Source organism: Rhodococcus sp. NPDC006774 (genome assembly GCF_040636045.1).
GTDB lineage: Bacteria > Actinomycetota > Actinomycetes > Mycobacteriales > Mycobacteriaceae > Rhodococcoides.
Genome location: NZ_JBEYIW010000003.1, coordinates 272,109 through 297,637, shown reverse-complemented (window position 1 = coordinate 297,637; position 25,529 = coordinate 272,109). Strand labels below are relative to the sequence as shown.

Genomic DNA, 25,529 nt, shown 5'->3' with positions numbered 1-25,529 from the left:
CGACAGCAGTGACATCGACAGCAGCGACATCACCGGCAGCGACTCGTCGGTTCCAGGTCTGGGCGCCGACGCCCGAGACGGTCCGCCTCCAGCTCGACGACACGGTGCATCCGATGCAGCGCTCCTCGAACGGGTGGTGGCACGCGGATGTCGACTGCAGCCCGACGAGTCGTTACGGCTTCCTGCTCGACGACGCAGACAAGGCGCTCCCGGATCCGCGGTCGCCTCGGCAGCCCGACGGCGTACACGAGCTGTCCCAGGTCTTCGAAGTCGATCCGACGCTGTGGACCGACGCGGCCTGGACCGGACGGCAACTGCCCGGCTCGTCGATCTACGAGCTGCACATCGGCACGTTCACCGACGAGGGCACGTTCGACGCGGCCATCACCAAGCTCGATCATCTGGTCGACCTCGGCGTGACGTTCGTGGAGATCATGCCGGTCAACGGGTTCAACGGCGTGCACAACTGGGGCTACGACGGTGTGCTCTGGTACACCGTGCACGAGACGTACGGCGGCCCGGAAGGCTTGCAGCGCTTGGTCGATGCTTGCCATGGCCGCGGCATCGGCGTCGTTCTCGACGTGGTCTACAACCACCTCGGCCCGTCCGGCAACTACCTGGACCGCTTCGGCCCGTACATGACCGAGGGTGCCAACAGTTGGGGCCAGGCGATCAACTACGCCGAGGCCGACTCGGGCGAGGTGCGGCGCTACGCCCTCGACAACGCGCTGCGGTGGTTCTCCGAGTTCCACATCGACGCGCTGCGACTCGACGCAGTACACGCGATCGTCGACCACACTGCGGTGCACCTGCTCGAACAGCTGTCGATCGAAACCCGAAGCCTCTCGGCACATCTGGGTCGGCCACTGACCCTGATCGCCGAGAGCGATCTCAACGATCCGATGCTGATCACCGCTCGGTCGGGCGGTGGTTACGGACTCGACGCCCAGTGGGACGACGACATCCACCATGCGATCCACGCCGCGGTCTCCGGTGAGCGGCAGGGCTACTACGGCGATTTCGGTTCGCTGCAGGGGCTTGCGAACACGCTGCGGCAGGGCTTCTTTCACGCCGGAACGTACTCGAGTTTCCGGGGCCGTATCCACGGTCGCCCGCTCGACACCCGACGAATCCCGGCCAGCTCCCTGGTGACCTACACGACCACGCACGACCAGGTGGGCAACCGTGCGATCGGCGACCGACCGGGCTTCTACCTCTCCCCCGGCCAGCTCGCGATCAAGGCCGCCCTGGTGCTGACCTCGCCCTACACTCCGATGCTGTTCATGGGCGAAGAATGGGGAGCGTCGACGCCGTTCCAGTTCTTCACCTCGCACCCCGAGCCCGAGCTGGGCAAGGCCACCGCAGAGGGGCGCAAAGCGGAGTTCGCCGAGCACGGTTGGGACAAGAGCGACATCCCGGATCCGCAGGATCCCGAGACGTTCACGCGATCGAAGCTGAACTGGGCGGAGCTGGGCGACGGCGATCATGCGCGACTGTTGGCCGTCTACCGCGATCTGTTGCGGCTGCGCCGTGACCGGACCGAATTGACCGATCCGTGGCTCGACCACGTGAAGGTGGAGTACGACGAGGACGCGAAGTGGATCGTCGTTCGCCGAGGCCGCATCAGCGTGGTGTGCAACCTGTCCGAATCCGCGGTGACGGTGCCGGTCGGCGGCTCCGCACTGCTCGAGTGGGAGCCGACGACCTCGGACCGGACCGGCTCCGCCACCACGGTTCCTGGTCACTCCGTCGTCGTGCTGGAGTCCTGACGCCTGCGTAGATTGACCAGGACGAACACGGCGGTGATCGCCAGCACCACCGCGGTGGCGACGGCCGCGACATGCATGCCCGATACGAACGCAGCATGTGCGGAATCGAGCAGAACCGTCGCCACCGAGTCCGGCAACTCACGAGCCACCGCATCCGCGCCGCCGAGTGTCTCGCCTGCCTTGGCTCCGAGCTCGGGGGTCAACTGAGTGACGTCGATTCCGCGACGGAAGATGGCCATCACCACGGTGCCGAGCACGGCGACACCCAACGCGATACCCAGCTCGTACGCGGTCTCCGACACCGCCGAGGCAGCTCCCGCTCGTTCGGGTTCGACGGAGCTGACGACCAACTCGGAGGTCAGCGTCAGCGCGACACCGACTCCCGCTCCGACGAGGACGAATCCGGCGATGAACAACGCCGGGCCGCTGTCGGTTGCGAGGCCGACCAGGAGGCCTGCGCCCGCGGCGGCCACGAACATCGCGACGCCGAGAACCGTTCCCGCGCTGAAGTATCGAACCAGCACCGCAACCAGCAGTGAGGTGACGATACTGGCGGCCGTGCCCGGTAGCAGCAACAATCCGGCTTCGAGCGGGCTGTTGCCGAGTACGAGCTGCAGGTACTGCGAGCCGAAGAACAGCACCCCGGCGAGGGCGAACACCGACAGGAAGTTCGTGGCGACGCCCGTCGAGAACGCCCGGTTCGCGAACAGCCTCAGGTCGATCATCGGCGCGGCGAGGGTCCGCTGCCGGCGGACGAACACGAAGCCGGCGATCACACCGATCACAGCGGAGAGCAGGTACACCACGTCGAATCCGTGCGCTGCGGTTTCTTTCACCGCGAACACCACGGGCACGATGGCGAGCATCGACAGCGCCGAACTCGTGAGGTCGAAGCGGCCCGGATTCGGATCCTTGGACTCGGGAATCACCAGTGGCCCGAGCACGATCAGCACGATCATCACGGGGATGTTGATGAGAAACACCGAGCCCCACCAGAAGTGCTCGAGCAGCCAACCGCCCACGAGTGGACCGGCCGCAGCACCGCCACCCGCCATCGCGCCCCACACGCCGATGGCGGCGACACGCTGACGCGGGTTCAGGAAGATGGTCCTGATCAGGCCGAGCGTCGCGGGCATCAAGGTCGCGCCGGAAATACCTTGCAACACCCGCGCCGCGATGAGCATCTCGGCGCTGGTCGACACAGCGGCGACGAGCGAGGCGATACCGAAACCCGCTGCTCCGATCAGTAGCAATCGGCGACGGCCGATGCGATCGCCGAGGGTGCCCATGGTGATGAGCAGGCCGGCCAGGACGAACGAGTAGACGTCGATGATCCACAGCAGCTGGTTGCTGGTCGGTGCCAAGTCCGAACTGATGAACGGCAGTGCCAGATCGAGGACGGTGCCATCGACAGCGATGAGCAGCACCGCGAACGCCAGCACCACCAAACCGAGCCAGTCCCGAGGGGTCGCCCGGTGCTCGGATCCCCCGGCTACCTCGTGCACCGATCCGGTGCGCATGTCACTCACTACATCTCCTACGTTCTGCGCTCGGTGCGCCGGCGATGGCCGGGTCCGAAACGCCTGCGAGCACCAACCGTCCAGCCGGTACAGTGATCGAGAGTACCGCGAACCGTCCAGCCGGTAAAGTGACTTTCATGTCATCGGACACCCGCGACCGAATACTCGACGCACTCGAATCGATGCTGATCGAACACGGCATGACCAAGGTGACCCTCGACAGCGTCGCCGCCGCCGCAGGCGTCTCCAAGGGCGGTCTGCTCTATCACTTCAAGACCAAGGACGCGCTGATCGCCGCCATGGTGCGACGACTCGGCGCCCAGGCAGATCAGCAGCGCGCCGACGCCGCAGCAGGCGGAACCTCGGTGGCCGAGTGGTATCTGCAACCGCCCGACTCCATCTCCGAGAAGGAGATTGCGCTGTATCGATCGACCCTGGCCGCGTTACGCAGCGTCGACGGCAATTCCGGCGAGGTGCAGGACGCCGTCACCGAAATGATGCGGTTGTGGGACGAGGGTCTGCGCACCGAGATCGACGATCCGGTCCAGGCCGAGATCATCAGACTCGTCGGCGACGGGATCTACCTCGGTGCCCTCCTCGATCTTCCGGGAGTGGACCCCGACCTGCATCGACGGGTGGTCGATCGCCTTCTCGGCCGGTGACTTCGCGCGGGTACGTTCGGTGTGCCGACTCAGGTCAGATAGCGGTACACCGGGGAACCCGGCTCCAGCTGCTCGACGTGCAGGTGCGAATCCCGCATGCGTTCCAGAAGCGGGCCCAATCCGCTCGCGAACCCGAGTTCGATGCCGACCAGTGCGGCACCGGTCTCCCGGTTGTTTCGCTTGACGTACTCGAACAGCGTGATGTCGTCCTCGGGGCCGAGTACCTCGTCGAGGAATCGGCGAAGCGCTCCGGGTTCCTGCGGAAAATCCACCAAGAAGTAGTGCTTGAGCCCCAAATGCACCAGAGAGCGCTCGAGGATCTCGCCGTATCGGGAGACGTCGTTGTTGCCACCCGAGACCAGGCACACGACGGTACTGCCGGGGGCGATGTCGAGGTGTTCGAGCGCAGCCACCGCGAGTGCACCCGCAGGCTCGGCGATGACGCCCTCGTTCTGGTACAGCGCCAGCATCGCAGTGCAGATAGCGCCCTCGTCGATCTGCGTGATCAGGAACGCACCGGGGCCTGCACTGTCGAACACCGGCGCGGTGAGCAGCGGCAGCGACGCGTGCGAGACCACGCTCGCGCCCAGCGACCGCAGCGCGGCGTACGGCACGTCTCCGATGCGGCGGACGGCAGCTCCGTCGACGAACGGATCGATGTCGGAGAGCGTCACCGGGCCACCGGCGATCAGGGCGGCGGTCATCGACGCGGCTCCGGACGGCTCGACGCCCACCAGTGAGGTCTGCGGTGCTCGCTCGCGCAGGTAGCTCGAGATGCCCGCGATGCATCCTCCGCCGCCGACGGGCATCACGACGACGTCCGGCGCGCTGCCGAGCTGGTCGACTATTTCGGCGGCGATGGTGCCTTGGCCGGCCACGGTACGGGGATCGTCGAACGGCGGCACCATCGTGGCACCGGTACGAGCGACGTCCTCGGCCGCCGCAGCGGCAGCAGCGTCGAACGTGTCCCCGATGACGATGAGATCGACGAACTCGCCGCCGTGCACCCGGATTCGGTCACGCTTCTGCTTGGGGGTGTTGGCCGGGACGTAGATCCGCCCCCGCACCTGCATCGTCCGGCACGCGAACGCGACGCCCTGAGCATGGTTGCCTGCACTCGCCGTCACCACGCCCACGGAGCGCTCGGCATCAGTCAGCTGATCCATCAGGTTGTATGCGCCGCGAATCTTGTACGACCGCACGATCTGCAGGTCCTCGCGCTTGAGGTAGACCTTCGCACCCGTCTCCGCAGACAGTCGCTCGCACAGCTGCAGGGGCGTCGCCGCCACCACCGAAGAAATTCGCACGGCAGCGGCATCGATGTCGGCAGCGGTGACGGCTACCGACGATGAGTGCTGGGAGGCGAGTTCAGGGGATGAAGACACCAGGACATGCTGCCACCAGCGTCGAACGGTTGCCCATCCGGGACCGTTCCACGCTGGAGACCGGGTCGTTCCGCAGGCCCGACTCCGGAACGCCGGCGACGCCGTTTCAGGCGCGTGAGAGTACGAGAACAGGTATCTCGCGGTCGGTCTTCTTCTGATACTCCGCGTAGTCGGGGTACGCGGCAACCGAACGTTCCCACCACACGGCCTTCTCGTCGCCGGTCACTTCGCGTGCGATGTAGTCGTGCTTGTCCGGACCGTCCTGCAGCTCGACGAGCGGCTCGGCCTTGACGTTGTGGTACCAGACCGGGTGCTTCGGTGCTCCGCCGAGCGAGGCGACGATGGCGTACTCGCCGTCGTGTTCGACCTTCATCAACGGCGACTTGCGCAGCTTGCCGCTCTTGTTGCCCTTGGTGGTCAACAGCACCACCGGCATGCCGTTCATCATCGTGCCTTCGGTTCCGCCGGAGTTCTCGTACAGCTCGGCCTGCTCGCGGGCCCAGTCGGATGAACTCGGTTCGTATTCTCCTGTCAATGGCATGACTCGAGTGAACACCTCTCGCGGGCGTGACGCCACGAGATCGATCACATTGCCAGGCCCGAGGGCCAAGTTCGGTGGACCGAATCTTTTGTTGGGTATAGTCTGAACTTCCTGCAGCGGACACCCGAACCTGCCGGGGTTACCAGAGGAGAACGCGATGACCTACACGAGCACCCAGGTGAGCCGTCGACCCGCTCCCGCGCTGCGCACCGCCGACGTCGCAGGCATCGCGTGGCCCGTGTACAAGCTCGAAGCCCTCGCACTCGGATTTCTCGTGTTCGCCGCGACCCTCGTCATTGCCGGCTCCCTGCAGGCAGCAGTGCTGGCAGGCGCAGCGGTTGCCGTCGTCGCGTGGTGGACGCTGCGCCTGACCGAGCTCGGTTCGACCGGCCCGGCGTCAGCCCGTCAGGCAGCCCGGCCCCAGTAGCGCCTTCAGGTCTCCCATCAGCGCCGAGGTCGGCGTCACCCTCAGACTGTCATCGAGTTTCATCGTGGTGATCTTGTCGCCACTGACCAACCGCAGATGGACGTCCGAGGTCCCCGGGTGACTGATCAACACCCGCTTGAGCGCGCCGACCTTGTCGGCGGTGCACAGCCGCGTCGGTAGACTCACCGCAAGCGGCTTGTCGATGCCGATGGCCGAAAGATCCGGCACCGCAAGGTCGTTCGCGATCAAGGACACCCGGTCGTCACGCACCGAGACCCGACCCTTGACCAGTACCACCGAATCCTCGGTGACGTCGGCACCGAACACCGAGTACGCCTGCGGGAAGAACAGCACCTCGATACCACCGGCCAGGTCCTCGAGCTGAGCCGACGCCCACGTCAAACCGTTCTTGTTGATCCGACGATTCACCGAGGCGAGAATGCCGCCGACGGTGACCTGAGTGCCGTCCTTGATGTCACCTTCGAGGATGGTGGGGATGTTGCAGTCGGACTTCGCGGCCAGCATGTGCTCGACGCCCAGAAGCGGGTGGCCCGAGACGTAGAGGCCGAGCATCTCGCGTTCGAGGGCGAGCCGGTGCTTGGATTCCCACTCCTCGTCCGGCACCCGAACGTTGAACACTGCGGAGATGGACTCGTCGGCATCCTCGCCGCCGAACAGATCGAACTGACCGATCGCCTCGGCCTTCTTGGTGCCCATCACCGCGTCGATCGCATCGGCGTGGATGAGCATCAGACCCTTGCGCGGATGATCGAGCGAGTCGAAAGCACCTGCCTTGATGAGGGATTCGGTGACCTTCTTGCTGCACGCGATCGCGTCGATCTTGCCGAGGTAGTCGGAGAAGTCGGTGTACTTCGACTTCTCCGATCGCGCCCTGATTATCGACGCGACCACATTGGTACCGACGTTGCGGACAGCGCCGAGACCGAACCGGATGTCCTTGCCCACCGACGCGAAGTTCAGTTCGGACTCGTTGACGTCCGGTGGCAGCACCGTGATACCGAGCTTGCGACAGTCGGCGAGGTAGATCGCGGCCTTGTCCTTGTCGTCGCCGACGCTGGTGAGCAGGCCTGCCATGTACTCGGCCGGGTAGTTCGCCTTGAGGTATGCCGTCCAGTACGACACCAGGCCGTAGCCCGCGGAGTGAGACTTGTTGAACGCGTAGCCCGCGAAGGGCAGCACGGTGTCCCACAGCGCCTTGATGGCCGCCTCGGAGAAGTCGTTGTCCAACATGCCCTGCCGGAACCCGGCGTAGGCCTTCTCCAGCTCGGAGAGCTTCTTCTTGCCCATGGCACGACGGAGCAGGTCGGCCTGGCCGAGCGTGTAGCCGGCCACCTTCTGCGCGAGCTGCATGATCTGCTCCTGGTAGACCACCAGGCCGTACGTCTCGCCGAGAATCACCTTGAGCGGCTCTTCGAGCTCCGGGTGAATCGGCTTGACCTCTTGCCTACCGTTCTTGCGGTCGGCGTAATCGTTGTGCGAGTTCATGCCCATCGGACCCGGCCGGTACAGGGCCAGGACGGCGACGATGTCCTCGAAGCCGGTGGGCTGCATACGGCGGAGCAGATCACGCATGGCACTGCCGTCGAGCTGGAAGACGCCGAGAGTGTCTCCGCGAGAGAGCAGGTCGAAGGTCGCCGGGTCGTCGAGTGGGAGAGCGTCGAGGTCGATGTCGATGCCGCGGTTGGCCTTGATGTTGTCGATGGCGTCACCGATGACGGTGAGGTTGCGCAGACCCAGGAAGTCCATCTTGAGCAGGCCGATGGCCTCGCACGACGGGTAGTCCCAGCCGGTGATGATCGCGCCGTCCTGCGCGCGCTTCCACACCGGGATGGCATCGGTGAGCGGCTCGGAGGACATGATGACCGCGCAGGCGTGCACGCCTGCGTTGCGAATCAGGCCTTCGAGTCCCTTGGCCGTCTTGTAGATGGTCGCGACGTCGGGGTTGGAGTCGATCAGCGCTCGAACCTCGACGGCTTCCTTGTACCGCTCGTGCGCCGGGTCGGTGATGCCGGCCACCGAGATGTCCTTGGCCATGATGGGCGGCGGCAGCGCCTTGGTGATCTGATCGGCGATTCCGAAGCCGGGCTGGCCGAACTGCACTCGTGCGGAGTCCTTGATGGCGGCCTTGGTCTTGATGGTGCCGAACGTGATCACCTGGGCCACTCGATCGCTGCCCCACTTCTCGGTGGCGTAGCGGACCATCTCACCGCGGCGACGATCGTCGAAGTCGATATCGATATCGGGCATCGACACGCGCTCGGGGTTGAGGAATCGCTCGAACAGCAGACCGTGCGGGAGTGGGTCGATGTTGGTGATGCCCATGGCGTACGCGACCAACGATCCGGCAGCGGATCCTCGGCCGGGCCCGACGCGGATGCCGACGGCCTTGGCGTGGTTGATCAGGTCGCCGACCACCAGGAAGTAGGCCGGGAAGCCCATCTCGAGAATGACCTTGATCTCGTACTCCGCGCGCGCGAGGTAGTCCTCGGCCGGTCCGTCGGGGAATCGACGCTCGAGCCCGGTCATGACCTCGTGGCGCAGCCAGGTGCCCTGGGTGTGGCCCTCGGGCACGGGGAAGATCGGCATCCGGTCGCGGTGCGCCCACACCTCGTCGTAGGGCTGCACTCGCTCGGCGATGAGCAGCGTGCTGTCGCAGGCACCGGGCACCTGATCGTCCCAGAGCTCGCGCATCTCGGCGGCGGACTTGAGGTAGTAGCCGTCGCCGTCGAACTTGAAGCGAGTGGGATCGCTGAGCGTCTTACCGGTCTGGATGCACAGCAGCGCCTCGTGGTTCTCGGCGGCGTCCTTGGTGACGTAGTGGCAGTCGTTGGTGGCCAGCGGTGGGATCGAGAGCTTCTTGCCGATGTCGAGCAGACCTTCGCGGACGCGTCGCTCGATGGACAGGCCGTGATCCATCAGTTCGAGAAAGAAGTTCTCCGGGCCCCAGATCTCGCGCCACTTGGCTGCGGCCTCGAGCGCTTCGCGCTCCTGGCCGAGTCGGAGCCGAGTCTGCACCTCCCCCGACGGGCAGCCCGTGGTGGCGATGATGCCCTCGGCGTGCGAGGCGATGATCTCCTCGTCCATTCGGGCCCACTTGCCCAGCTGGCCCTCGATGGAGGCGAGCGAGGACAGCTTGAACAGGTTGCGGACCCCGGTGGCGTTCTCGGCGACCATCGTCATGTGCGTGTAGGCACCGCTACCGGAGACGTCGTCGGACTTCTGACTGCGGTCACCCCAGAGCACGCGCTTCTTGTTGAACCGCGACTCGGGGGCGATGTAGGCCTCGATGCCGATGATCGGCTTGATGCCTGCTTTCTTGGCCTCGTTGTAGAACTCGCTGGCCCCGTACATGTTGCCGTGGTCGGTCATGCCGACCGCCGTCATCTCCAACCGTGCCGCCTCGGCGAACATCGCCCCGATCTTGGCGGCACCGTCGAGCATCGAATATTCGGTGTGGTTGTGCAGATGAACGAACGAATCGGCCACGAAGGTTCTCTCCTGAAGGTCGTGCGTTTTCGATAATACGAGCCGCGAATGCACCCACTCTAGGCGGTGAAACCGACAGAATTTTCAGGCCGCCGGTGTGTCCTGGGAGGACGTGACAGGTGTGACGGATGCGACGAAAGATGTTCTCACTCTGCCGGCACGGGACCGTCGTCCGGCAACGGCGCGACGACGTCGACGTACTCCGGCAGAAGTGGCTCGACCGCGAACTTGCCGGACACTGCATCCGGCGGAAGCGCCTGCACCGCTCGCACATCGGCGCGGCCGGCCAGCTCGGTCAACTCGGCAGGGGTCCCGCGCACCACCACCGTCACCACACACGCACACCCGTCGAGGAGACGTCGCTGCGACACTGCGGCGATCTGCGCCTGCCGATCCCCCGCCCCGAACGAGTCGGTCGCCTGGCTCGCTGCGCGCGCGACCGAGTTCAGTACCGAGCGTTCGCTGCCCGGCACGCCCACGGTGTGTATCGGAGTCTGCACGCGATCGAGCGGAACACGCAGGACCACCTGCGAGATACGAATCCCGTCGGCGACGGCGTAGGCCTGTTCGGCGGTGAGTTCGCGATCGAACGACACCGAGCCCCATCGAGGTTCGGCGTTGTCGCTACGCAGGCTCGCCTCGGCGCGGGCCAGATAGTCGGTCACCTGCTCGCCGCTGTCCGGGCCGAGCCGGTCGGTGCTCACGCTCAGCTGTCGTACCGGATTGAGGTGCCCGACCACGGCGAGCGACCCGACCACGAGCGCAGCGGCAACGACGCCGCCGAGTACACCGGAGACTCCCCTGGTGCGCATCACGCCTTCCGAAGCACCTCGAGTGCGTGCTCGAGGTCGGCCGGATACTTGCTCTCGATCTCGACCCAGCGTCCGTCGGACGGATGCGCGAAGCCCAGCGACCGGGCATGCAGCCACTGCCGCTCCAGGCCCAATCGTTCGGCCAGACGCGGATCGGCTCCATAGGTCAGATCGCCACAGCACGGATGTCGAAGAGCCGAGAAGTGCACCCGAATCTGGTGCGTGCGACCGGTTTCCAAGTGCACGTCCAGCAGGCTCGCGGCCTGGAAAGCTTCGACCGTGTCGTAGTGGGTGACGCTGGGCTTGCCGTCGGCACGGACGGCGAACTTCCAGTCGTTGCTGCCGTGTCGACCGATCGGGGCATCGATCGTTCCACTGCTCGGGTCCGGATGGCCCTGCACCAGTGCGTGGTAGCGCTTGTCGATGGTCCGCGCCTTGAACGCCCGCTTGAGCACGGTGTACGCCCGCTCGGACGTGGCGACCACCATGACTCCGGACGTGCCGACGTCGAGGCGATGGACGATGCCCTGCCGCTCGTGCGCACCGGAGGTCGAAATTCGGAAACCGGCGGCCGCGAGACCACCGATGACGGTGGGGCCGGTCCAGCCGACACTGGCATGCGCGGCGACCCCGACGGGCTTGTCCACGGCCACGATGTCGTCGTCGGCGTAGAGGATTTCCATCCCCTCGACCGGCTCCGCCTCGATCGTCAACTCGCGGGCCGGCTCGGGCAGCGTGACTTCGAGCCACGAACCAGCGGCCAGCCGGTCGGACTTGCCGACGGCACCGTGATCGACCAGAACAGAGCCTTCCTCGGCGAGGGTCGCGGCAACGGTACGCGAGAGCCCGAGCAGCCGAGCGAGACCGGCGTCCACCCGCATTCCGTCCAGACCGTCGGGCACCGGCATCGAGCGCGATTCCCTCACTTGTCGGCCTCGCCTGCGGCGTCGGAGTTCGACTTGGTCACCCGTTCACCGTTCGGCTCGAAGCCGAACAGGCTCAGCACGACGAGCAGGATCGCACCACAGACGATGGACGAGTCGGCAACGTTGAACACCGGCCACCAGCCCACCGACACGAAGTCGACGACGTGTCCCTGGAACGGCCCCGGTGCGCGGAAGAAACGGTCGATCAGGTTGCCGAGGGCACCCCCGAGAACCAGACCCAATCCCAGTGCCCACCACGGCGATCGCAGCGTCCGGCCGATCTTGATCACCCCGATGACGACCGCGACGGCCACGACCGTGAGCAACCAGGTCATCCCGGTGGCCATCGAGAACGCCGCACCGGGATTACGCACCAGGCGCAACGTCACGACGTCTCCGACGATCGACATCGGGTTGCCGGGCTTGACGTAGTGCACCACCACGATCTTGGTCACGAGGTCGAACAGCAGAATCACGGCTGCGATCGCGACCAGCAACCGTGTCCTGAGCGGCTTCGGTGGTCGATTCACTGCGCTGTCGGTATCGGTCACCTGGGAGTCCGCGGTCTCGTTCGGTGCCGGAACACTACTCGTCTCGGCTGGCGGATCGTCGGCGCGGTCTTCACTCACCTGTCCATCATGGCGCATGGACGGCGGCGGGTCCTCATCCGTGCCGCGCACCACCCGTCACTACCGGCGGTGTCAGTAGCCTGGTGCCCGTGAAGTCGACCGATCGTATCCGCACCGTCCGCTCCGGCACCGTCCGTTCCGGTTTTCTCGCCGCCTGCTGTGCAGTGGCGCTCGTCGCCGGATGTTCGAGCACCGACACCGATCCCGCTCCCGAACAGGCCGCGTCCTCGAACGAGGTGACGATCGCCGTGACACCGACGACGACCACGGTCGTCGACCCCGGTGCCGAGCCGCGGCGCGTGCTGGCACTCGACACTTCCGACTCGGACGAGCAGAACGTGGACCTCACCACCACCTCCACCGTCTCGCAGCAGATCAACAACGATGCACCGCAGGACTTCTCCAGTCCCGAACTGACCGTTCCCCTGTCCGCGTCGACGTCCGATACCGTGCCGGACGACGACGCCGCGACCGGCGCAACGCGCTCGGTCGAGCTGACCATCGGAGCTGCGACGTCGCCCGACGAAGGACTGACCGACGCACTGTCCGCCTCCGAGGGCTCGACGGCACGGCTGGCGACCAGCGACTCGGGAGCGATCACCGCACTGCACATCACCCCCGCCGACGCCGCCCTCGACACCGCCCGCGCGGCGATCGAACGGTCGTTGAACGCAGCGGTGTACCGCTCCGTCGACTTTCCCGACGCAGAGGTGGGAGTGGGTGCCGTCTGGACCGTCGATCAGCAGGTGCTGAGCGGCATCACATTGAATCAGCGCACCACGGTCACGCTGCGAGCACTCGACGGTGACCGAGCGACCCTGGACATCGCGATCACCCAGACGCCCGAATCGACGACATGGAACCTGCCCGACGACGCCGGAACGCTGAACATCGCGACGTACACCTTCACCGGCTCGGGAACGCTCGAGATCGATCTGACCCGCCCACTCCCCGTCGGCGGATCGATCACCGCAGGTGGCGAGCAGATGTACACCGACCCCGACAGCACGACCGTGCTGCGTCAGACCGTCGGAGACTCGATCACCTGGGGTGCCCGATGACGGCGCGGACGACGACGCAGCTGCTGGCGGCGCTCTCGCTCGTCGGCGTCGCCGCGGCCGGATGCGGCGCGGACGAGCCTGCCCCGGCCCCTGCAGTCGCACCCAGCTCCGTCTCCGCACCCGATCCCCTGCTCGGTGCCCCCATCACCGACTCCGGAGTCCTGGCCGCGGCGATGTTGGGTCTCGGCGACCTCCCGGACGGGTTCTCCTCGATCCCCGACCCGGTCCAGGATCTGGGACTCGACCCGGCTCCCGAGTACGACTCCCCCGACAAGTCCGGTACCGACCCGGCCGAGTGCGCCGCGGTACTGGCACCGATCTCGGAGCAGCGCAGCGGAGCGGCGTCGAACGCAGTCGCCCGGTTCTCGGGACCGAACTTCTCGTCGATCGACGAGGATGCGGCAAGTTACCCCGATACGGGTACGGCCGAGGCCTTCACGGCGGTTCAGCAGGCGTGGGCGGGGTGCACGGCGTTCAGCGGCACGGATGCGGACGGGGTGAGCGTCGACTACGCGTTGGCAGGCCGGGAGCAGTCGTCGGTCGGCGATGCATCGGCCTCGATACGCCTGACCACCAGCAGCGAGGGGTTCACCTTGATCTCCGACGTCGTGGTGGCCGTGGTCGACTCGACCGTCGTCCAGGTCGTCGTCTCGGATCAGAGTGGTCTGGAACCCGAGACCGTCACCGCGGTCGCCGAAGCGGCCGTCGAGCGCATTCGATCGGTCACGCCCAGCATGTGAATCGGGCCGACTCGGCCGACAAAAAACTGCCGGTGACACATCCCCGAGGGGACATGTCACCGGCAGTTCGTCGTGTCGGTCAGAGACGATCGGCAGGACTCAGGGTGCGGGGCACGCCGGGCTGGTCAGCTGCGCGAGCGACACGATGCCGCAGGCGTTGTCCTTCGACAGCTTCCAGACGCCGTCCTCGGGGACGAACTGGAACGTGCCGGGGTTGGCCTGCCCGTTGAGGGTGATGGTGATGCCGGCGTTGAGGACTCCGGTGCCGAGATCGTCGATGCTGGTGATCTCGATCTGAGCGTTGTTGGCTACCGCTGCGGCGGCGACCTGGTTGATCAGCTCCGGATCGGCGGAGGCACCCTGGATCAGGGCGGCCTTCTCCTCGACCGGAACGTTCGGGTCGAGCCCGCGCGCGAGCTGGCCGTTGAGCTCCTCGACGGTGGGGACCGGGGGGTACGCACCGGCGTCGGGAGCGACAGACGCAGAGGTGGTGGCAGCCGTCGTCGTCGTGGTGGGCTCTTCATCGCCTCCGGAGCTGCAGGCGGTCATGGTGAGCGCTGCGGCGATGGCGATGCCGGCAACCATTGTCCGTCGGGTGTTGCGAAGCTTCAAGTGCTTGTCCTTTTCACTCTGAGTCACGTCTCGATCGTTCTGTGACTCGTCGGTCGTCTGGAATGGGGTCGTCTCGGACCTGGTCCACTATGTCAGCTCGACACGCCCGAGTCACAACGCGATCGGCATACCTGTGAAACCTCACAGAGTTTCCTCAGCGACGCCATAACTCACGTCAGGCTGTCGAGAACGTCGGCAGGGACCAGGTTCTCGTCCGATTCGGCGAAGGTGCGCGCGATTCCCGGCCCGCTGGTTCGGGTCTCGAATCGGACGGTCACCACCGAGTGTCCGGCCCCCTGCACCCAGCCGTGACCGAAGTCGGGATGCCGGACGTCCATACCCGGCTGCCACCGGGGGCCTTCCTCGACGACGATATCCGCAGCCGCCTCGATCGGGGCGGGCGACTCCTCCGTCGCATCCGCGACCGGCTCGTACTCCAATTCGGGAAACAGCGATCCCTGTCGCACGGCCGACAGCCCGGCCAGTCCGACGCCGACCAGCCTGATCGGACCGACGTCGACCGGATCGACGGCAAGTCGCTGCGCCGTGGCGACGATGGTCTGCTTGTCCACCGTCGCGTACGGCAACGTGGCCGATCGGGTGATGATGCTCATGTCGGACTTTCGTAGTTTGAGCACCACCGTCCTGGCACCCCGACCGTCCTTCAGCAACCGGCGATGCGTCGAGTCGACGATGGACTCGATGGCCGGGCGGAGCTGAGCGAGGGAGATCAGGTCCTGTGCGAACGTCGTCTCGGCGCTGACCTGTTTGGCCTCGGCCCGCTCGGCCACGACGCGATTGTCGATTCCTCGTGCGAGCTGATGCAGGCTCGGCCCCATCGTGGCCCCGAGAATCGACGCCACCTCGGACTCGGGTGTGGCCACGAACTTGCCGATGGTGTCGATGCCCAAGCGCCGCAATCGCTCGCCTGCCACCGGTCCGATCCCCCACAACTTCCGGACCGGCAGAGCCGCCATCAGCTCGGCCTGGATTCCCGGAGCGACGACGGTGATGCCGTCGGGTTTGGCCAGTCCCGACGCGATCTTGGCGATCTGCTTCCCGGATCCGGCACCGATGGAGGCAACCAGCCCGGTCTCGGCGAGGATCAACGCTCGTAGGCCCGCGCAGAACTGTTCGACCTCGTGCACCGTCGCTCCGGCGAGTTCGAGCGGCTCACCGAACGCCTCGTCGATCGAGAGTTGTTCGAGGACGGGCATCGGTCCCCGGAGTGCCTCGAAAGCTCGTCGGCTCAGCTCGGAGTAGAGAACGAACCGCGGCGGCAACACCACGGCTCCGGCTCCGACGAGCCGGCGGGCCTGATGCATCGGCATCGCCGAACGTGCCCCGTATGCGCGGGCCTGGTAGCTGCAACCGGCCACCACTCCCCGCCCGCCCGCACCGCCGACGAGAACCGGGCGGCCCCGCAACGTGGGGCGCGTCAGCTGTTCTGCGGAAGCGAAGAACGCGTCCATGTCCAGGTGCAGCACCCATCGGCGACTCCGCAGAGTGTCGTCGGCGATGTTCGACATCGTCAGCCGATATCGACGGTGAAGCCGAGCGCCTGCGCCGCACGGTCGGGAGTCGGATCCGACCACAGCTCGCCGTACACCACGCTCGTCGTCAGCGATCGCATGTGCGCCGTGTCGATGTACAGGGTGCCGTGGAGATGATCGGTCTCGTGGGCCACGATTCTGGCCGGCCAACCACGAACCACCTCGTCGATCTCGCGGCCCGACTCGTCGGTGCACTCGAGCCGCACCTCGGCCGCGCGCGTCACGACGGCCTGATACCCGGGAACACTGAGGCATCCCTCGTAGAACCCTGCGGTCCGCGACCCGACCGGGGTGTACCGCGGATTGACCAGTACGCGGAACGGCAGCGGCGTGCGCTCCCGTACCCGGGCCACATCCGCTCCGACGTCGTACAGATCCTCGATCACCGCGATCTGCAGCGGGATGCCGATCTGCGGTGCGGCCAGACCGACACCGGGCGCGTCGTGCATGGTCGCGCGCATCACCTCGATCAACTCCGCGAACGTCTCGGAGTCGAGCTGACCGGAATACCGCGCAGCCCCGGACCGCAGGACCGGGTCACCTGCAGCGACGATGGGCACGACGCCGCCGCGGGCCTCGGAAAGAAGCTCGCGGACGGCGTCGACCGACACGTCGCCGTCGATCATGACGACTTGGTGATCGCTGCCCGCACTCCCTCACCGAGATCGCTGCCGTCGTCTCCGACGCGTCCGTCGACGAGCGAGAGTGCGAGCACCTCGCCTGCGATCAGATCTCGATGGGTGTCGAGCCACGCCTGTCGGTGTTCGGGCACCTCGATGACGATGTCGATGCGGTCCGAGACGTCGAATCCGTGATTACGACGCGCATCCTGCAGTTCGCGGATGCGGTCCTTGGCCCAGCCCTCCGCCTCCAGCTCCTCGGTGACGGCGGAATCGAGCACGACGAGTCCGGCGTTTCCGGGCAGCGGCGCCGTCGATTCGGGTTCGGCGGCAACGAGTTTGCGCGTGTACTCCTCCGGCAGCAACGCGATTCCTGCTGCGCTGACCACACCGTCTGCGTCCTCGGACCAATCGCCTGCCTTGACGGCCTTGATGACCGTCTGGACGTCCTTGCCGATACGCGGACCGGCAGCGCGGGCATTGACGACGAGCTCGAACTTTCCGTGAACGGCGACGTCCTCGGTCAGGTCGACCTTCTTGACGTTGACCTCGTCGGAGATGATGTCGACGAACGGACGCAGCCGCTCCGCATCGGCGGCCGCGACCGTCACCTCGGGCAGCGGCAACCGCACGCGCAGGTTCTGCGCCTTGCGCAGGCCCAGAACCGTCGAGCACACGGTGCGGACCTCGTCCATGCTCTCGACCAGTTCGGGATCCGACGGCAGGTCCCCTGCCTCGGGCCAGTCGGTCAGGTGCACCGAGCGGCCACCGGTCAATCCGCGCCATACCACCTCGCTGATCAGCGGCAACAGTGGAGCGGCGATGCGAGTGAGCACCTCGAGCACGGTGTGCAGGGTGTCGATCGCGTCGGCGTCCTCGCTCCAGAACCGCGAGCGAGACCGTCGCACATACCAATTGGTCAACGCATCGCAGAACGTGCGCAGCTCGTCGCAGGCACCGGCGATGTCGTTGCCCTCGAGCGCATCGGTGATCGCGTCGCGAGTGGCCGACAGCTTGGCCAACACGTAGCGATCGAGCACGTGCGGCGAATCGGTTCGCCACTGCCCTGGCGTCGACGCGTAGAGCTGCAGGAAACTCCATGCATTCCAGATCGGCAGCAACGCCTGGCGAACGCCCTCGCGGATGCCCTGCTCGGTGACGATGAGGTTGCCGCCGCGCAGGATCGGTGAGGACATCAGGAACCACCGCATGGCGTCGGAGCCGTCGCGGTCGAAGACCTCCTTGACGTCCGGGTAGTTGCCCTTGGACTTGCTCATCTTCAGGCCGTCGTCGCCGAGCACGATGCCATGTGCGGCAACCGTTTTGAACGCAGGTCGATCGAAGAGCGCGGTCGCGAGCACGTGCAGGGTGTAGAACCAGCCGCGCGTCTGCCCGTTGTACTCGACGATGAAATCGCCCGGGTTGTGTGTCTGGAACCACTCCTCGTTCTCGAACGGGAAATGCACCTGCGCATACGGCATCGAGCCGGACTCGAACCAGCAGTCCAGCACCTCGGGGACGCGGCGCATCGTCGACTTGCCGGTCGGGTCGTCCGGGTTGGGTCGCGTCAGGTCATCGATGTACGGACGATGCAGATCCGTCGGACGCACGCCGAAGTCACGCTCGAGCTCGTCCAGGCTGCCGTACACGTCCAGGCGCGGGTAGGCCGGGTCGTCGGACGTCCACGCCGGAATCGGGCTGCCCCAGTACCGGTTTCGACTGATGTTCCAGTCGCGTGCACCTTCGAGCCACTTGCCGAACTGGCCGTCCTTGATGTGCTCGGGCACCCAGGTGATCTCCTGGTTCAGCTCGACCATCCGATCGCGAAATTTGGTCACCGCGACGAACCACGACGGCACCGCCATGTAGATCAGCGGCTGACCACTGCGCCAGCTATGGGGGTACGAGTGCTCGATGGTCTCGTGCCGCAGCAACCGACCGGAGGCCTTGAGGTCCTTGATGATCACCGGATTGGCGTCGAACACCATCAGGCCCTCGTACGGCGGAACCAACGAGGTGAACTTGCCACCTGCGTCGAGCGGTTGCACCACCTCGATTCCGTTGGCGGTGGCGACGTCCATGTCCTCCTCACCGAAAGCCGGTGCGAGGTGGACGATTCCGGTGCCCGAATCGGTGGTGACGTAGTCGGCCTCGAGTACGCGGTGCGCGTTCTCGTGGCCGAGGAAGAAGTCGTACGGCGGTGTGTAGGACAGTCCGACCATGTCGGAGCCGGTGTGCTCCGAGAGCACCTCGGGCTCCTCGCCGAGTTCCTTCGCATAGTGCGAGAGTCGCTGCGCGGCAAGTACGTAACGCTCACCGCCGCCGCCTCGCACCTGCACGTACTGCACCTCGGGATGCACCGCGATCGCCAGGTTCGACGGCAGGGTCCACGGCGTGGTGGTCCAGATCAGCGCGTTCGCACCGTCCAGGGGCGAGCCGGGAGCCGTCAACGGCATCGTGACGGTGACCGCGGGATCCTGACGCATCTTGTACGCGTCGTCCAGGCGGGTCTCCTGATTGGACAAGGGCGTCTGCTCGTACCAGCTGTACGGCAGAACTCGGTATCCCTGGTAGATCAGGCCCTTGTCGTGCAGCGTCTTGAACGCCCACATGACCGACTCCATGAAGTCGACGTCGAGGGTCTTGTAGTCGTTGTCGAAGTCGACCCACCGTGCCTGCCGGGTGACGTAGTCCCGCCACTCGTCGGTGTACTGGAGTACCGACTGCTTGCAGTAGGCGTTGAACTTCGCCAGGCCCATCTCGTCGATCTCGGACTTGTCCTTGATACCGAGCTGCTTCTCCGCTTCCAGCTCGGCGGGCAGACCGTGACAATCCCACCCGAAGCGACGCTCGACCTTCTTGCCCCGCATCGTCTGGAATCGCGGGACGAGGTCCTTGACGTAGCCGGTGAGCAGGTGACCGTAGTGCGGCAGACCGTTGGCGAAGGGTGGGCCGTCGTAGAAGACGAACTCCTCGGCATCCGCTCGATTGTCGATGCTGGCTCGAAACGTGCCGTCCTCGGCCCACTCGTGCAGCACGATGCGCTCGAGATCGGGAAACGGGACGCTGCCCGATCGGCCCTCGGCCAGATCCACCAGCGGGTAGGACTTCGAGTTCGGACGTGCGGTTGCATCTGTCATGTCGTGTCTCCTCCGTGCCGGCCGCGTTTCTAACGCGACGCAAAGTTGGCACGGGGACGACATCCGGGCGATTCGTACGCCCGGTACCGCGGTACCACCCCGCTTGCACGCTCTCGAGTCGGAGCGCGCCACTCCTGATGAGCTGTGACGGGCTCACCCGTTCGGTTCTACTGAACGCCGTTCCGAAACACCAGGGCGTTTCGTGCCGACGTCGTTCTTCCGAAAGCTCCCCGGTGATGGCCGGATCGACGCCTTGAATCTGACTGCCTGAGTCGTGATGCTACCTGTCGAGCTCGGACGGAGGCCGTCGGCCCGTGAGCGCTCCGACGAGCAGTAGCACTGCACCCACGATACAAACGACGATGCAGGCCCACGCCCAGACAACCGAACCCGTCATCAGGGCGAGAACCAGAAAGCCGAAGCCGATCGCTGCTGCGCCGAGAGTCAGGACCAACACGGGACTCCTCGCTCACCACTCGACGCGACAACCTGGTCCGACGCTGTCGCGATCGACAGCGTCGGAGTTCGGTGGTGCGTCAGTTGCCCTTGGCGTACGACTGGCTGTACCCCGAGGACTGGTTGTCCTGGTTGAAGTTGTCCTGCCCGTTGTCCACCGGCAACGCCGAGGAACGGTTCTCGAGCTCTTCGAGCTGCGATTCGAGGTAGGACTTGAGCCGCACGCGGTACTCACGCTCGAATGTCTTGAGCTGCTCGATACGACCTTCGAGCACGGACCGCTGCTGGTTGATCGTCGCCATGATCTCGGTGTGCTTGCGCTCGGCGTCGGCCTGCAGTGCGTCGGCCTTCTCCTTGGCCTGACGCAGCTGGGTCTCCGACCGCGTCTGTGCGTCGGACAGCAGCGACTCGGACTTCTGCCGAGCCTCGGACATCATCGACTCCGAACGCGTACGTGCATCCGAAACCAAACGCTCGGCGTTGGTGCGCGCGTTACCGAGCAGCTGCTCGGACTCCGACTTGGCATCACCGGTGAGGCGATCGGCCATCTCCTGAGCGAGGCCCAGAATCTTGGCGGCCTGCATGTTGGAGTCGCCGCTCTGCTGCGGGGCTGCTGCAACGGGCGCGACCGGCGCGGGCTGCGCTGCGACGGGCGGCGGCTTGGGGGGATCCACCGGGCGCTGCGGCTCGGCCTTCGGTGCCGCGACCTGCGCCGGTTGCGGGTTCTGCCGCGCAGCGTTCTTGGCATCCGCGAGCTCCTGGTCGAGCTCACCGACTCGCTGGCGTAGGTCGGCGTTCTCTTCGATCAGTCGCGACAACTCTTGCTCGACGAGGTCGAGAAAAGCGTCGACCTCGTCTTCGTTGTAACCGCGCTTACCGATGGGCGGCTTGCTGAACGCGACATTGTGCACATCAGCTGGAGTCAGCGGCATGGAAGGATCCCTTCACGCGTCTTGGGGCGGTAGAGCAAGCATTCAGTTATATGCCATTCCGCGCGAGTGCAGAACAATCAAACTGTAACTGGCGTCCATTCTGTCACACGGGACACGCAGCATGCGCTGGGTCCCGCGTTCTAACATTTCGTCTGCGATCTCAGGCCGCGAGACCGCTGGTCACATTCCACGCGATGAAGACGACGAACAACAGGACCATGATGGACAGGTCCAGTCGAACTCCACCGAGGTTGAGCGGCGGAATTATCTTCCGGAGGAACTTCACCGGCGGGTCGGTGACCGTGAAGATCGCCTCCAGCAGGATGACGACCACCCCGGTCGGTTGCCAATCTCTCGCAAAAGTTCTGATGAACTCGACGATGATTCGACCGATGAGAAGGAGCCAAAAAAGAAACAATACGATGTTGATCACCGTGAACACGATCACGGCTATACTCTGCCTGAATTCGCCGGGCTGAGCAAAGCGCGCTGGTCACAGCCCTGTACTACCACCCCGAACAGTGAATCTCTCACTGCTGACTGTAGAAACCGGTCTCGGCGATGCGCCTGCGCTCCTGCGGCGAGACGTCGACGTCGGCGGGCGAGAGCAGGAAGACCTTCGTCGCCACCTTGTCGAAGGAACCGCGCAGTGCAAAAGCGAGCCCGGCAGCGAAATCCACCAGACGCTTGGCGTCCGCGTTGCTCATCTCGACCAGGTCCATGATGACCGGAGTGCCGTCGCGGAAGCGCTCACCGATGGTGCGTGCCTCGCTGTAGTCGCGCGGTCGCAACGTGGTGATCTTCGAGAGCGGGCCACCGTCGTCCACGATCGGGCTACGTCGGGTCTCCGCGCGCACGTCCATCCGAGTGTCCATGGCGAGCGCTCCCCTGGTTGCCGCACCTCGCGTGGTCGATGCCACGCCACGTCCTCGTCCACCGATCGGTGCCAGCGTGGCCGCCGGACGCGGTGCCTCGTAATCGTCGTAGTCGTCCTCGACCTGCGAGTGCCGAGATCCACCGAACGACGGCTTCACGAACTCGCGCTCGTCCATGTCGTCGTAGCTGTCGCGACCACCACGGGAGCTGCGTCGCGTGTCCGGATCGTCGAGGTAGTCGTCCTCGTAGTCGGCGAGCGGAACCATGCCGAAGTACGCCTTGAACTTGTGCAGGGTGCTCATCGTTCTGCCTTCCGTGGCGGTGTGTCTACTGTCCATCTCCAGGTTCGCAAGTGTCTGTTGTGACTGATGTGATCCATGGACTGTTATTGCGAGGTTATCGGCCGCGCGCCGAGTATTGCGGTACCGACACGCACGCACGTCGATCCGTGCCGCACAGCAGCTTCCAGGTCTCCGGTCATGCCTGCGGACAGCTCGAGCGCTCCTGGATGGTCGGCCGACAGCCGGCGATGCAGACTCTCGAGGTCGGCGAATGCGGCGTCCGGATCGGCATCGAGCGGCGGCACCGCCATCAATCCGGCGAGACGCAATCCGGACGCATTCGACACCGCGTCCGCGAGCTCGCGCAGTTCGTCACGTTCGACGCCTCCGCGGTGCACATCCCCGTCGAGACTGACCTGAACGATCACGTCGAGTTCGGTCCGACGCACGCCCTCGTCCAGTGCCGCCGTCGTCGCCTTGGACAGCGCGGCCACCAACCGCGCACTGTCCACCGAATGAATGGAGTGCGCCCAGGCGGCCACCGACTTCGCCTTGTTTCGCTGCAGGTGACCGATCATGTGCCACCGAGGCGGATCGCCGCGGAAAGCCTCGGCGGTCTCGGCGACCTTGGGCGACGCGTCCTGCTCCCGGGACTCTCCGAAATCGCGACACCCGAGGTCGTACAGGATCCGTACGTCCGAGGCAGGGAAGAACTTGGTCACCGGCAGCAGAGCCACGTCGGCAGGCGACCGGCCTGCATCGACACAGGCGCGATGAAGCCGCTCGCGCACCGACGTCAACGCCGTCTCGATCTCTCGCGCCCGGTCCGTGCCCGAACCGCTGTCGGTGGGTTCGCTCATGACAACCTTCTCTGCCGATTCACCGATCGGCCGTTTCCGGCCGATCTCCTGCGGATGTGTCCATCCAGACGACACTGGCAATGCGGCCGGTCGACCCTTCGCGACGGTGGCTGAACAAGGCCCGGTCCTCGATGGTGCACCGCGGATCCTGCGCCACCCCGGACACTCCCGCAGCGAGCAGTTGAGTGCGGATACCGGCGGGAATGTCGAGCCCCGGCGTACGGCGGACCGTCGTCGTCGCGCTGCCCGGCAGATGTTTGTCGACGTCCGCTCGCATGGACGCGGGCACCTCGTACTGCCGACCGCTCGCGGCCGGACCCAGAAATGCGCCGATCCGCGACGGGACAGCACCGAGTTCGACCATCGCGGCCAACACCCGAGGAACGATGCCGATGCGGGCACCGACCCGTCCGGCATGCACGGCGGCGATCACCCCGGCCTCCTCGTCGGAGAGCAGGACCGGCACGCAGTCGGCAGTGAGCACCACCAAACCGAGGTCACGTTGCATCGTCACCAACGCATCGGTCATCGGTACCGGCTCGGACACCGGACCGTCGACCACCGTGACAGTGCGTCCGTGGACCTGCTCCATGAAGACGAGCCGTTCGAGTCCCATGCCCAATCGGTCACCCAGGCGTCGACGGTTGGCCTCCACCGCAGCGGGGTCGTCACCGACGTGGTCGCCGAGATTGAACGTGTCGAACGGCGGTGCCGAGACGCCGCCCTCCCGCGTCGTCGAGACGCGTCGGACACGAAACGGACCGGCGGATGCGGTGTCACTCACCGCCGCATGAAGGACGGCACATCGACTTCGTCTTCGCCCTCGTCCTCGGCGATCGGCACGCGACGGCCGGACCCGACGGATTCGCGGCCCTGGCCGGCCGATTCACGGCCGTGACCGGCTGCGGATTCGCGGCTCGACGATTCGCGGTTGGACGAGCTCGACGAGTTCAGCGGCGGCAGACTGCTACCACTCGGTGCGCCGACCGGATCGCGGAACACAGCACCGTCGGAACTGTCGCTCGACCTGGAGGACACCTCGCCCGAGCGAGCAGATCCGATCGGGCCACGCGTGGAGGCAGCCGCTTCGACCGGACGTCGGGTCGGAGTTCCGCCGTCGAAGCCCGCGGCGATGACGGTCACGCGGACCTCGTCGCCGAGGGAGTCGTCGATGACGGTGCCGAAGATGATGTTGGCGTCGATGTGTGCGGCTTCCTGCACCAGCGAGGCGGCCTCGTTGATCTCGAACAGACCGAGGTCGGATCCACCGGCGATGGAGAGCAGCACACCGCGTGCACCTTCCATCGAGGCTTCGAGCAGCGGCGAGTTGATCGCCGACTCGGCTGCCTTGATGGCTCGACCCTCACCGCGTGAGGATCCGATACCCATCAACGCGCTGCCTGCCCCGGACATGACGCCCTTGACGTCGGCGAAGTCGACGTTGATCAGGCCGGGAGTGGTGATCAGGTCGGTGATGCCCTGGACGCCGTTGAGCAGTACCTCGTCGGCGCTGCGGAATGCGTCCATGAGGCTCACGGCCGCGTCGCCGAGCTGGAGAAGTCGATCGTTGGGGATCACGATGAGCGTGTCGCAGGACTCACGGAGCTGCTGGATTCCGGTGTCGGCCTGTCCACCGCGCCGCTTGCCCTCGAACGAGAACGGCCGGGTGACGACACCGACGGTCAGCGCACCGAGCTTGCGAGCGATGTTGGCGACGACGGGAGCACCACCGGTTCCGGTGCCACCACCCTCGCCTGCGGTGACGAACACCATGTCGGCACCCTTGAGCACCTCTTCGATCTCGTCCTTGTGATCGTCCGCTGCGCGGCGGCCGACCTCTGGGTCGGCACCTGCGCCGAGTCCGCGAGTCAGTTCGCGACCCACGTCGAGCTTGACGTCTGCGTCACTCATCAGCAAGGCCTGAGCGTCGGTGTTGACCGCGATGAACTCGACTCCCTTGAGTCCCTGTTCGATCATGCGGTTGACCGCGTTCACGCCGCCGCCGCCGATGCCGACGACCTTGATTACGGCGAGGTAGTTGTGCGGGGGCGTCATGGGCTCTCGCCTTCCGTGGATTGTTGCGTGAAATGTGGAAAACCCTCAACCTAAACCACAGGCTTAGAGTTATGTCAAGTACTGAACTGGTCGAAACGCTATTCATCGCCGACGACTATCGCCATTAGGCGCGCCGACGCCGCGCGAGAAATTCCCGTCACGCGC

Annotated in this window: 23 protein-coding genes; 5 read left to right on the top strand and 18 right to left on the bottom strand. The window is 65.7% G+C overall.

Going from position 1 to position 25,529, the window contains the following annotated elements:
- Positions 1–8: 8 nt before the first annotated feature.
- The gene (gene treZ, locus ABZ677_RS06775; protein WP_358367641.1) at positions 9–1,769 is read left to right on the top strand and encodes a malto-oligosyltrehalose trehalohydrolase; all 1,761 of its coding nucleotides are present in this window, start codon (positions 9–11) and stop codon (positions 1,767–1,769) included.
- On the opposite strand, the gene ABZ677_RS06770 is transcribed toward treZ, so the two are convergent.
- Positions 1,742–3,289: an MFS transporter gene (locus ABZ677_RS06770; protein WP_358367835.1), complete on the bottom strand. Its 1,548-nt coding sequence runs from the start codon at positions 3,287–3,289 to the stop codon at positions 1,742–1,744. The two genes, treZ and ABZ677_RS06770, sit on opposite strands and share 28 nt — an antisense overlap.
- A 137-nt stretch (positions 3,290–3,426) precedes the next feature.
- Between ABZ677_RS06770 and ABZ677_RS06765 the strand changes: the two genes are divergently transcribed.
- Entirely contained in the window at positions 3,427–3,951 is a 525-nt protein-coding gene (locus ABZ677_RS06765) for a TetR/AcrR family transcriptional regulator (RefSeq protein WP_094635640.1), read from the top strand.
- A gap of 29 nt (positions 3,952–3,980) precedes the next feature.
- Here ABZ677_RS06765 and ilvA read toward each other — a convergent pair whose 3' ends face one another.
- Together ilvA and ABZ677_RS06755 are read right to left on the bottom strand one after the other, a co-directional pair.
- Positions 3,981–5,336 (bottom strand): threonine ammonia-lyase IlvA, encoded by a 1,356-nt coding sequence (gene ilvA, locus ABZ677_RS06760; RefSeq protein ID WP_094635437.1) that lies wholly within the window; start codon positions 5,334–5,336, stop codon positions 3,981–3,983.
- 106 nt (positions 5,337–5,442) lie between these two features.
- On the bottom strand, positions 5,443–5,877 hold the full coding sequence (locus ABZ677_RS06755; RefSeq protein ID WP_094635438.1) for a nitroreductase family deazaflavin-dependent oxidoreductase: 435 nt from the start codon (positions 5,875–5,877) through the stop codon (positions 5,443–5,445).
- A 157-nt stretch (positions 5,878–6,034) separates the two neighbouring features.
- On the opposite strand from ABZ677_RS06755, the gene ABZ677_RS06750 reads away from it, so the two are divergent.
- A complete protein-coding gene (locus ABZ677_RS06750) occupies positions 6,035–6,304 on the top strand; it encodes a hypothetical protein (RefSeq protein ID WP_052047837.1) in 270 nt (89 codons plus the stop codon).
- Here the strand turns inward: ABZ677_RS06750 and dnaE are convergent.
- The 4 genes from dnaE to lspA form a co-directional block, all read right to left on the bottom strand.
- On the bottom strand, positions 6,275–9,811 hold the full coding sequence (dnaE, locus tag ABZ677_RS06745) for a DNA polymerase III subunit alpha (protein ID WP_037192775.1): 3,537 nt from the start codon (positions 9,809–9,811) through the stop codon (positions 6,275–6,277). The genes ABZ677_RS06750 and dnaE overlap by 30 nt on opposite strands.
- A 146-nt stretch (positions 9,812–9,957) precedes the next feature.
- Entirely contained in the window at positions 9,958–10,623 is a 666-nt protein-coding gene (locus ABZ677_RS06740) for a hypothetical protein (RefSeq protein WP_358367832.1), read from the bottom strand.
- Positions 10,623–11,549: an RluA family pseudouridine synthase gene (locus ABZ677_RS06735; protein WP_032394372.1), complete on the bottom strand. Its 927-nt coding sequence runs from the start codon at positions 11,547–11,549 to the stop codon at positions 10,623–10,625. The genes ABZ677_RS06740 and ABZ677_RS06735 overlap by 1 nt, the downstream gene beginning before the upstream one ends.
- Positions 11,546–12,178: a signal peptidase II gene (gene lspA, locus ABZ677_RS06730; RefSeq protein ID WP_358367635.1), complete on the bottom strand. Its 633-nt coding sequence runs from the start codon at positions 12,176–12,178 to the stop codon at positions 11,546–11,548. The genes ABZ677_RS06735 and lspA overlap by 4 nt, the downstream gene beginning before the upstream one ends.
- Before the next feature lie 89 nt (positions 12,179–12,267).
- On the opposite strand from lspA, the gene ABZ677_RS06725 reads away from it, so the two are divergent.
- Both ABZ677_RS06725 and ABZ677_RS06720 read left to right on the top strand, forming a co-directional pair.
- Complete coding sequence (locus tag ABZ677_RS06725; protein WP_358367632.1) at positions 12,268–13,239, top strand: hypothetical protein; 972 nt, start codon at positions 12,268–12,270, stop codon at positions 13,237–13,239.
- Positions 13,236–13,979: a hypothetical protein gene (locus tag ABZ677_RS06720; RefSeq protein WP_358367629.1), complete on the top strand. Its 744-nt coding sequence runs from the start codon at positions 13,236–13,238 to the stop codon at positions 13,977–13,979. Before ABZ677_RS06725 ends, ABZ677_RS06720 begins: the two co-directional genes overlap by 4 nt.
- 99 nt (positions 13,980–14,078) lie before the next feature.
- Here the strand turns inward: ABZ677_RS06720 and ABZ677_RS06715 are convergent, their stop codons facing one another.
- The 11 genes from ABZ677_RS06715 to ftsZ form a co-directional block, all read right to left on the bottom strand.
- Complete coding sequence (locus ABZ677_RS06715) at positions 14,079–14,564, bottom strand: hypothetical protein (protein WP_176460707.1); 486 nt, start codon at positions 14,562–14,564, stop codon at positions 14,079–14,081.
- 197 nt (positions 14,565–14,761) lie between these two features.
- On the bottom strand, positions 14,762–16,120 hold the full coding sequence (locus ABZ677_RS06710) for a DNA polymerase IV (RefSeq protein WP_094635441.1): 1,359 nt from the start codon (positions 16,118–16,120) through the stop codon (positions 14,762–14,764).
- Between the two features lie 2 nt (positions 16,121–16,122).
- Complete coding sequence (locus ABZ677_RS06705) at positions 16,123–16,770, bottom strand: peptide deformylase (protein ID WP_358367624.1); 648 nt, start codon at positions 16,768–16,770, stop codon at positions 16,123–16,125.
- The gene (gene ileS / locus ABZ677_RS06700; RefSeq protein ID WP_358367621.1) at positions 16,767–19,904 is read right to left on the bottom strand and encodes an isoleucine--tRNA ligase; all 3,138 of its coding nucleotides are present in this window, start codon (positions 19,902–19,904) and stop codon (positions 16,767–16,769) included. The genes ABZ677_RS06705 and ileS overlap by 4 nt, the downstream gene beginning before the upstream one ends.
- 280 nt (positions 19,905–20,184) lie before the next feature.
- A complete protein-coding gene (locus ABZ677_RS06695; protein WP_037192792.1) occupies positions 20,185–20,361 on the bottom strand; it encodes a hypothetical protein in 177 nt (58 codons plus the stop codon).
- 79 nt (positions 20,362–20,440) lie between these two features.
- Entirely contained in the window at positions 20,441–21,292 is an 852-nt protein-coding gene (locus ABZ677_RS06690) for a DivIVA domain-containing protein (RefSeq protein ID WP_094635444.1), read from the bottom strand.
- 160 nt (positions 21,293–21,452) lie between these two features.
- Entirely contained in the window at positions 21,453–21,740 is a 288-nt protein-coding gene (locus tag ABZ677_RS06685; RefSeq protein ID WP_037192795.1) for a YggT family protein, read from the bottom strand.
- 82 nt (positions 21,741–21,822) lie between these two features.
- Positions 21,823–22,470 carry a cell division protein SepF gene (locus ABZ677_RS06680; RefSeq protein ID WP_358367617.1) on the bottom strand — a complete coding sequence of 216 codons (648 nt, stop codon included), beginning with the start codon at positions 22,468–22,470 and terminating at the stop codon, positions 21,823–21,825.
- An 83-nt stretch (positions 22,471–22,553) separates the two neighbouring features.
- Entirely contained in the window at positions 22,554–23,309 is a 756-nt protein-coding gene (locus ABZ677_RS06675; protein WP_037192800.1) for a YggS family pyridoxal phosphate-dependent enzyme, read from the bottom strand.
- Positions 23,310–23,328: 19 nt separating this feature from the next.
- The gene (pgeF, locus tag ABZ677_RS06670; protein ID WP_358367614.1) at positions 23,329–24,093 is read right to left on the bottom strand and encodes a peptidoglycan editing factor PgeF; all 765 of its coding nucleotides are present in this window, start codon (positions 24,091–24,093) and stop codon (positions 23,329–23,331) included.
- Positions 24,090–25,364 (bottom strand): cell division protein FtsZ, encoded by a 1,275-nt coding sequence (gene ftsZ, locus ABZ677_RS06665; protein ID WP_358367612.1) that lies wholly within the window; start codon positions 25,362–25,364, stop codon positions 24,090–24,092. Before ftsZ ends, pgeF begins: the two co-directional genes overlap by 4 nt.
- Positions 25,365–25,529 lie beyond the last annotated feature (165 nt).

Bases quoted from the DNA above. Each gene is read 5' to 3' on its own strand.
- ABZ677_RS06740 (WP_358367832.1), bottom strand. From the start codon at position 10,623: ATGCGCACCAGGGGAGTCTCCGGTGTACTCGGCGGCGTCGTTGCCGCT.
- ftsZ (WP_358367612.1), bottom strand. From the start codon at position 25,364: ATGACGCCCCCGCACAACTACCTCGCCGTAATCAAGGTCGTCGGCATC.
- ABZ677_RS06755 (WP_094635438.1), bottom strand. From the start codon at position 5,877: ATGCCATTGACAGGAGAATACGAACCGAGTTCATCCGACTGGGCCCGC.
- ABZ677_RS06715 (WP_176460707.1), bottom strand. From the start codon at position 14,564: ATGGTTGCCGGCATCGCCATCGCCGCAGCGCTCACCATGACCGCCTGC.
- ABZ677_RS06675 (WP_037192800.1), bottom strand. From the start codon at position 23,309: ATGAGCGAACCCACCGACAGCGGTTCGGGCACGGACCGGGCGCGAGAG.
- ABZ677_RS06690 (WP_094635444.1), bottom strand. From the start codon at position 21,292: ATGCCGCTGACTCCAGCTGATGTGCACAATGTCGCGTTCAGCAAGCCG.
- ABZ677_RS06705 (WP_358367624.1), bottom strand. From the start codon at position 16,770: ATGATCGACGGCGACGTGTCGGTCGACGCCGTCCGCGAGCTTCTTTCC.
- ABZ677_RS06770 (WP_358367835.1), bottom strand. From the start codon at position 3,289: ATGCGCACCGGATCGGTGCACGAGGTAGCCGGGGGATCCGAGCACCGG.
- ABZ677_RS06710 (WP_094635441.1), bottom strand. From the start codon at position 16,120: ATGTCGAACATCGCCGACGACACTCTGCGGAGTCGCCGATGGGTGCTG.
- ileS (WP_358367621.1), bottom strand. From the start codon at position 19,904: ATGACAGATGCAACCGCACGTCCGAACTCGAAGTCCTACCCGCTGGTG.
- ABZ677_RS06750 (WP_052047837.1), top strand. From the start codon at position 6,035: ATGACCTACACGAGCACCCAGGTGAGCCGTCGACCCGCTCCCGCGCTG.
- ABZ677_RS06680 (WP_358367617.1), bottom strand. From the start codon at position 22,470: ATGAGCACCCTGCACAAGTTCAAGGCGTACTTCGGCATGGTTCCGCTC.
- ABZ677_RS06765 (WP_094635640.1), top strand. From the start codon at position 3,427: ATGTCATCGGACACCCGCGACCGAATACTCGACGCACTCGAATCGATG.
- ABZ677_RS06720 (WP_358367629.1), top strand. From the start codon at position 13,236: ATGACGGCGCGGACGACGACGCAGCTGCTGGCGGCGCTCTCGCTCGTC.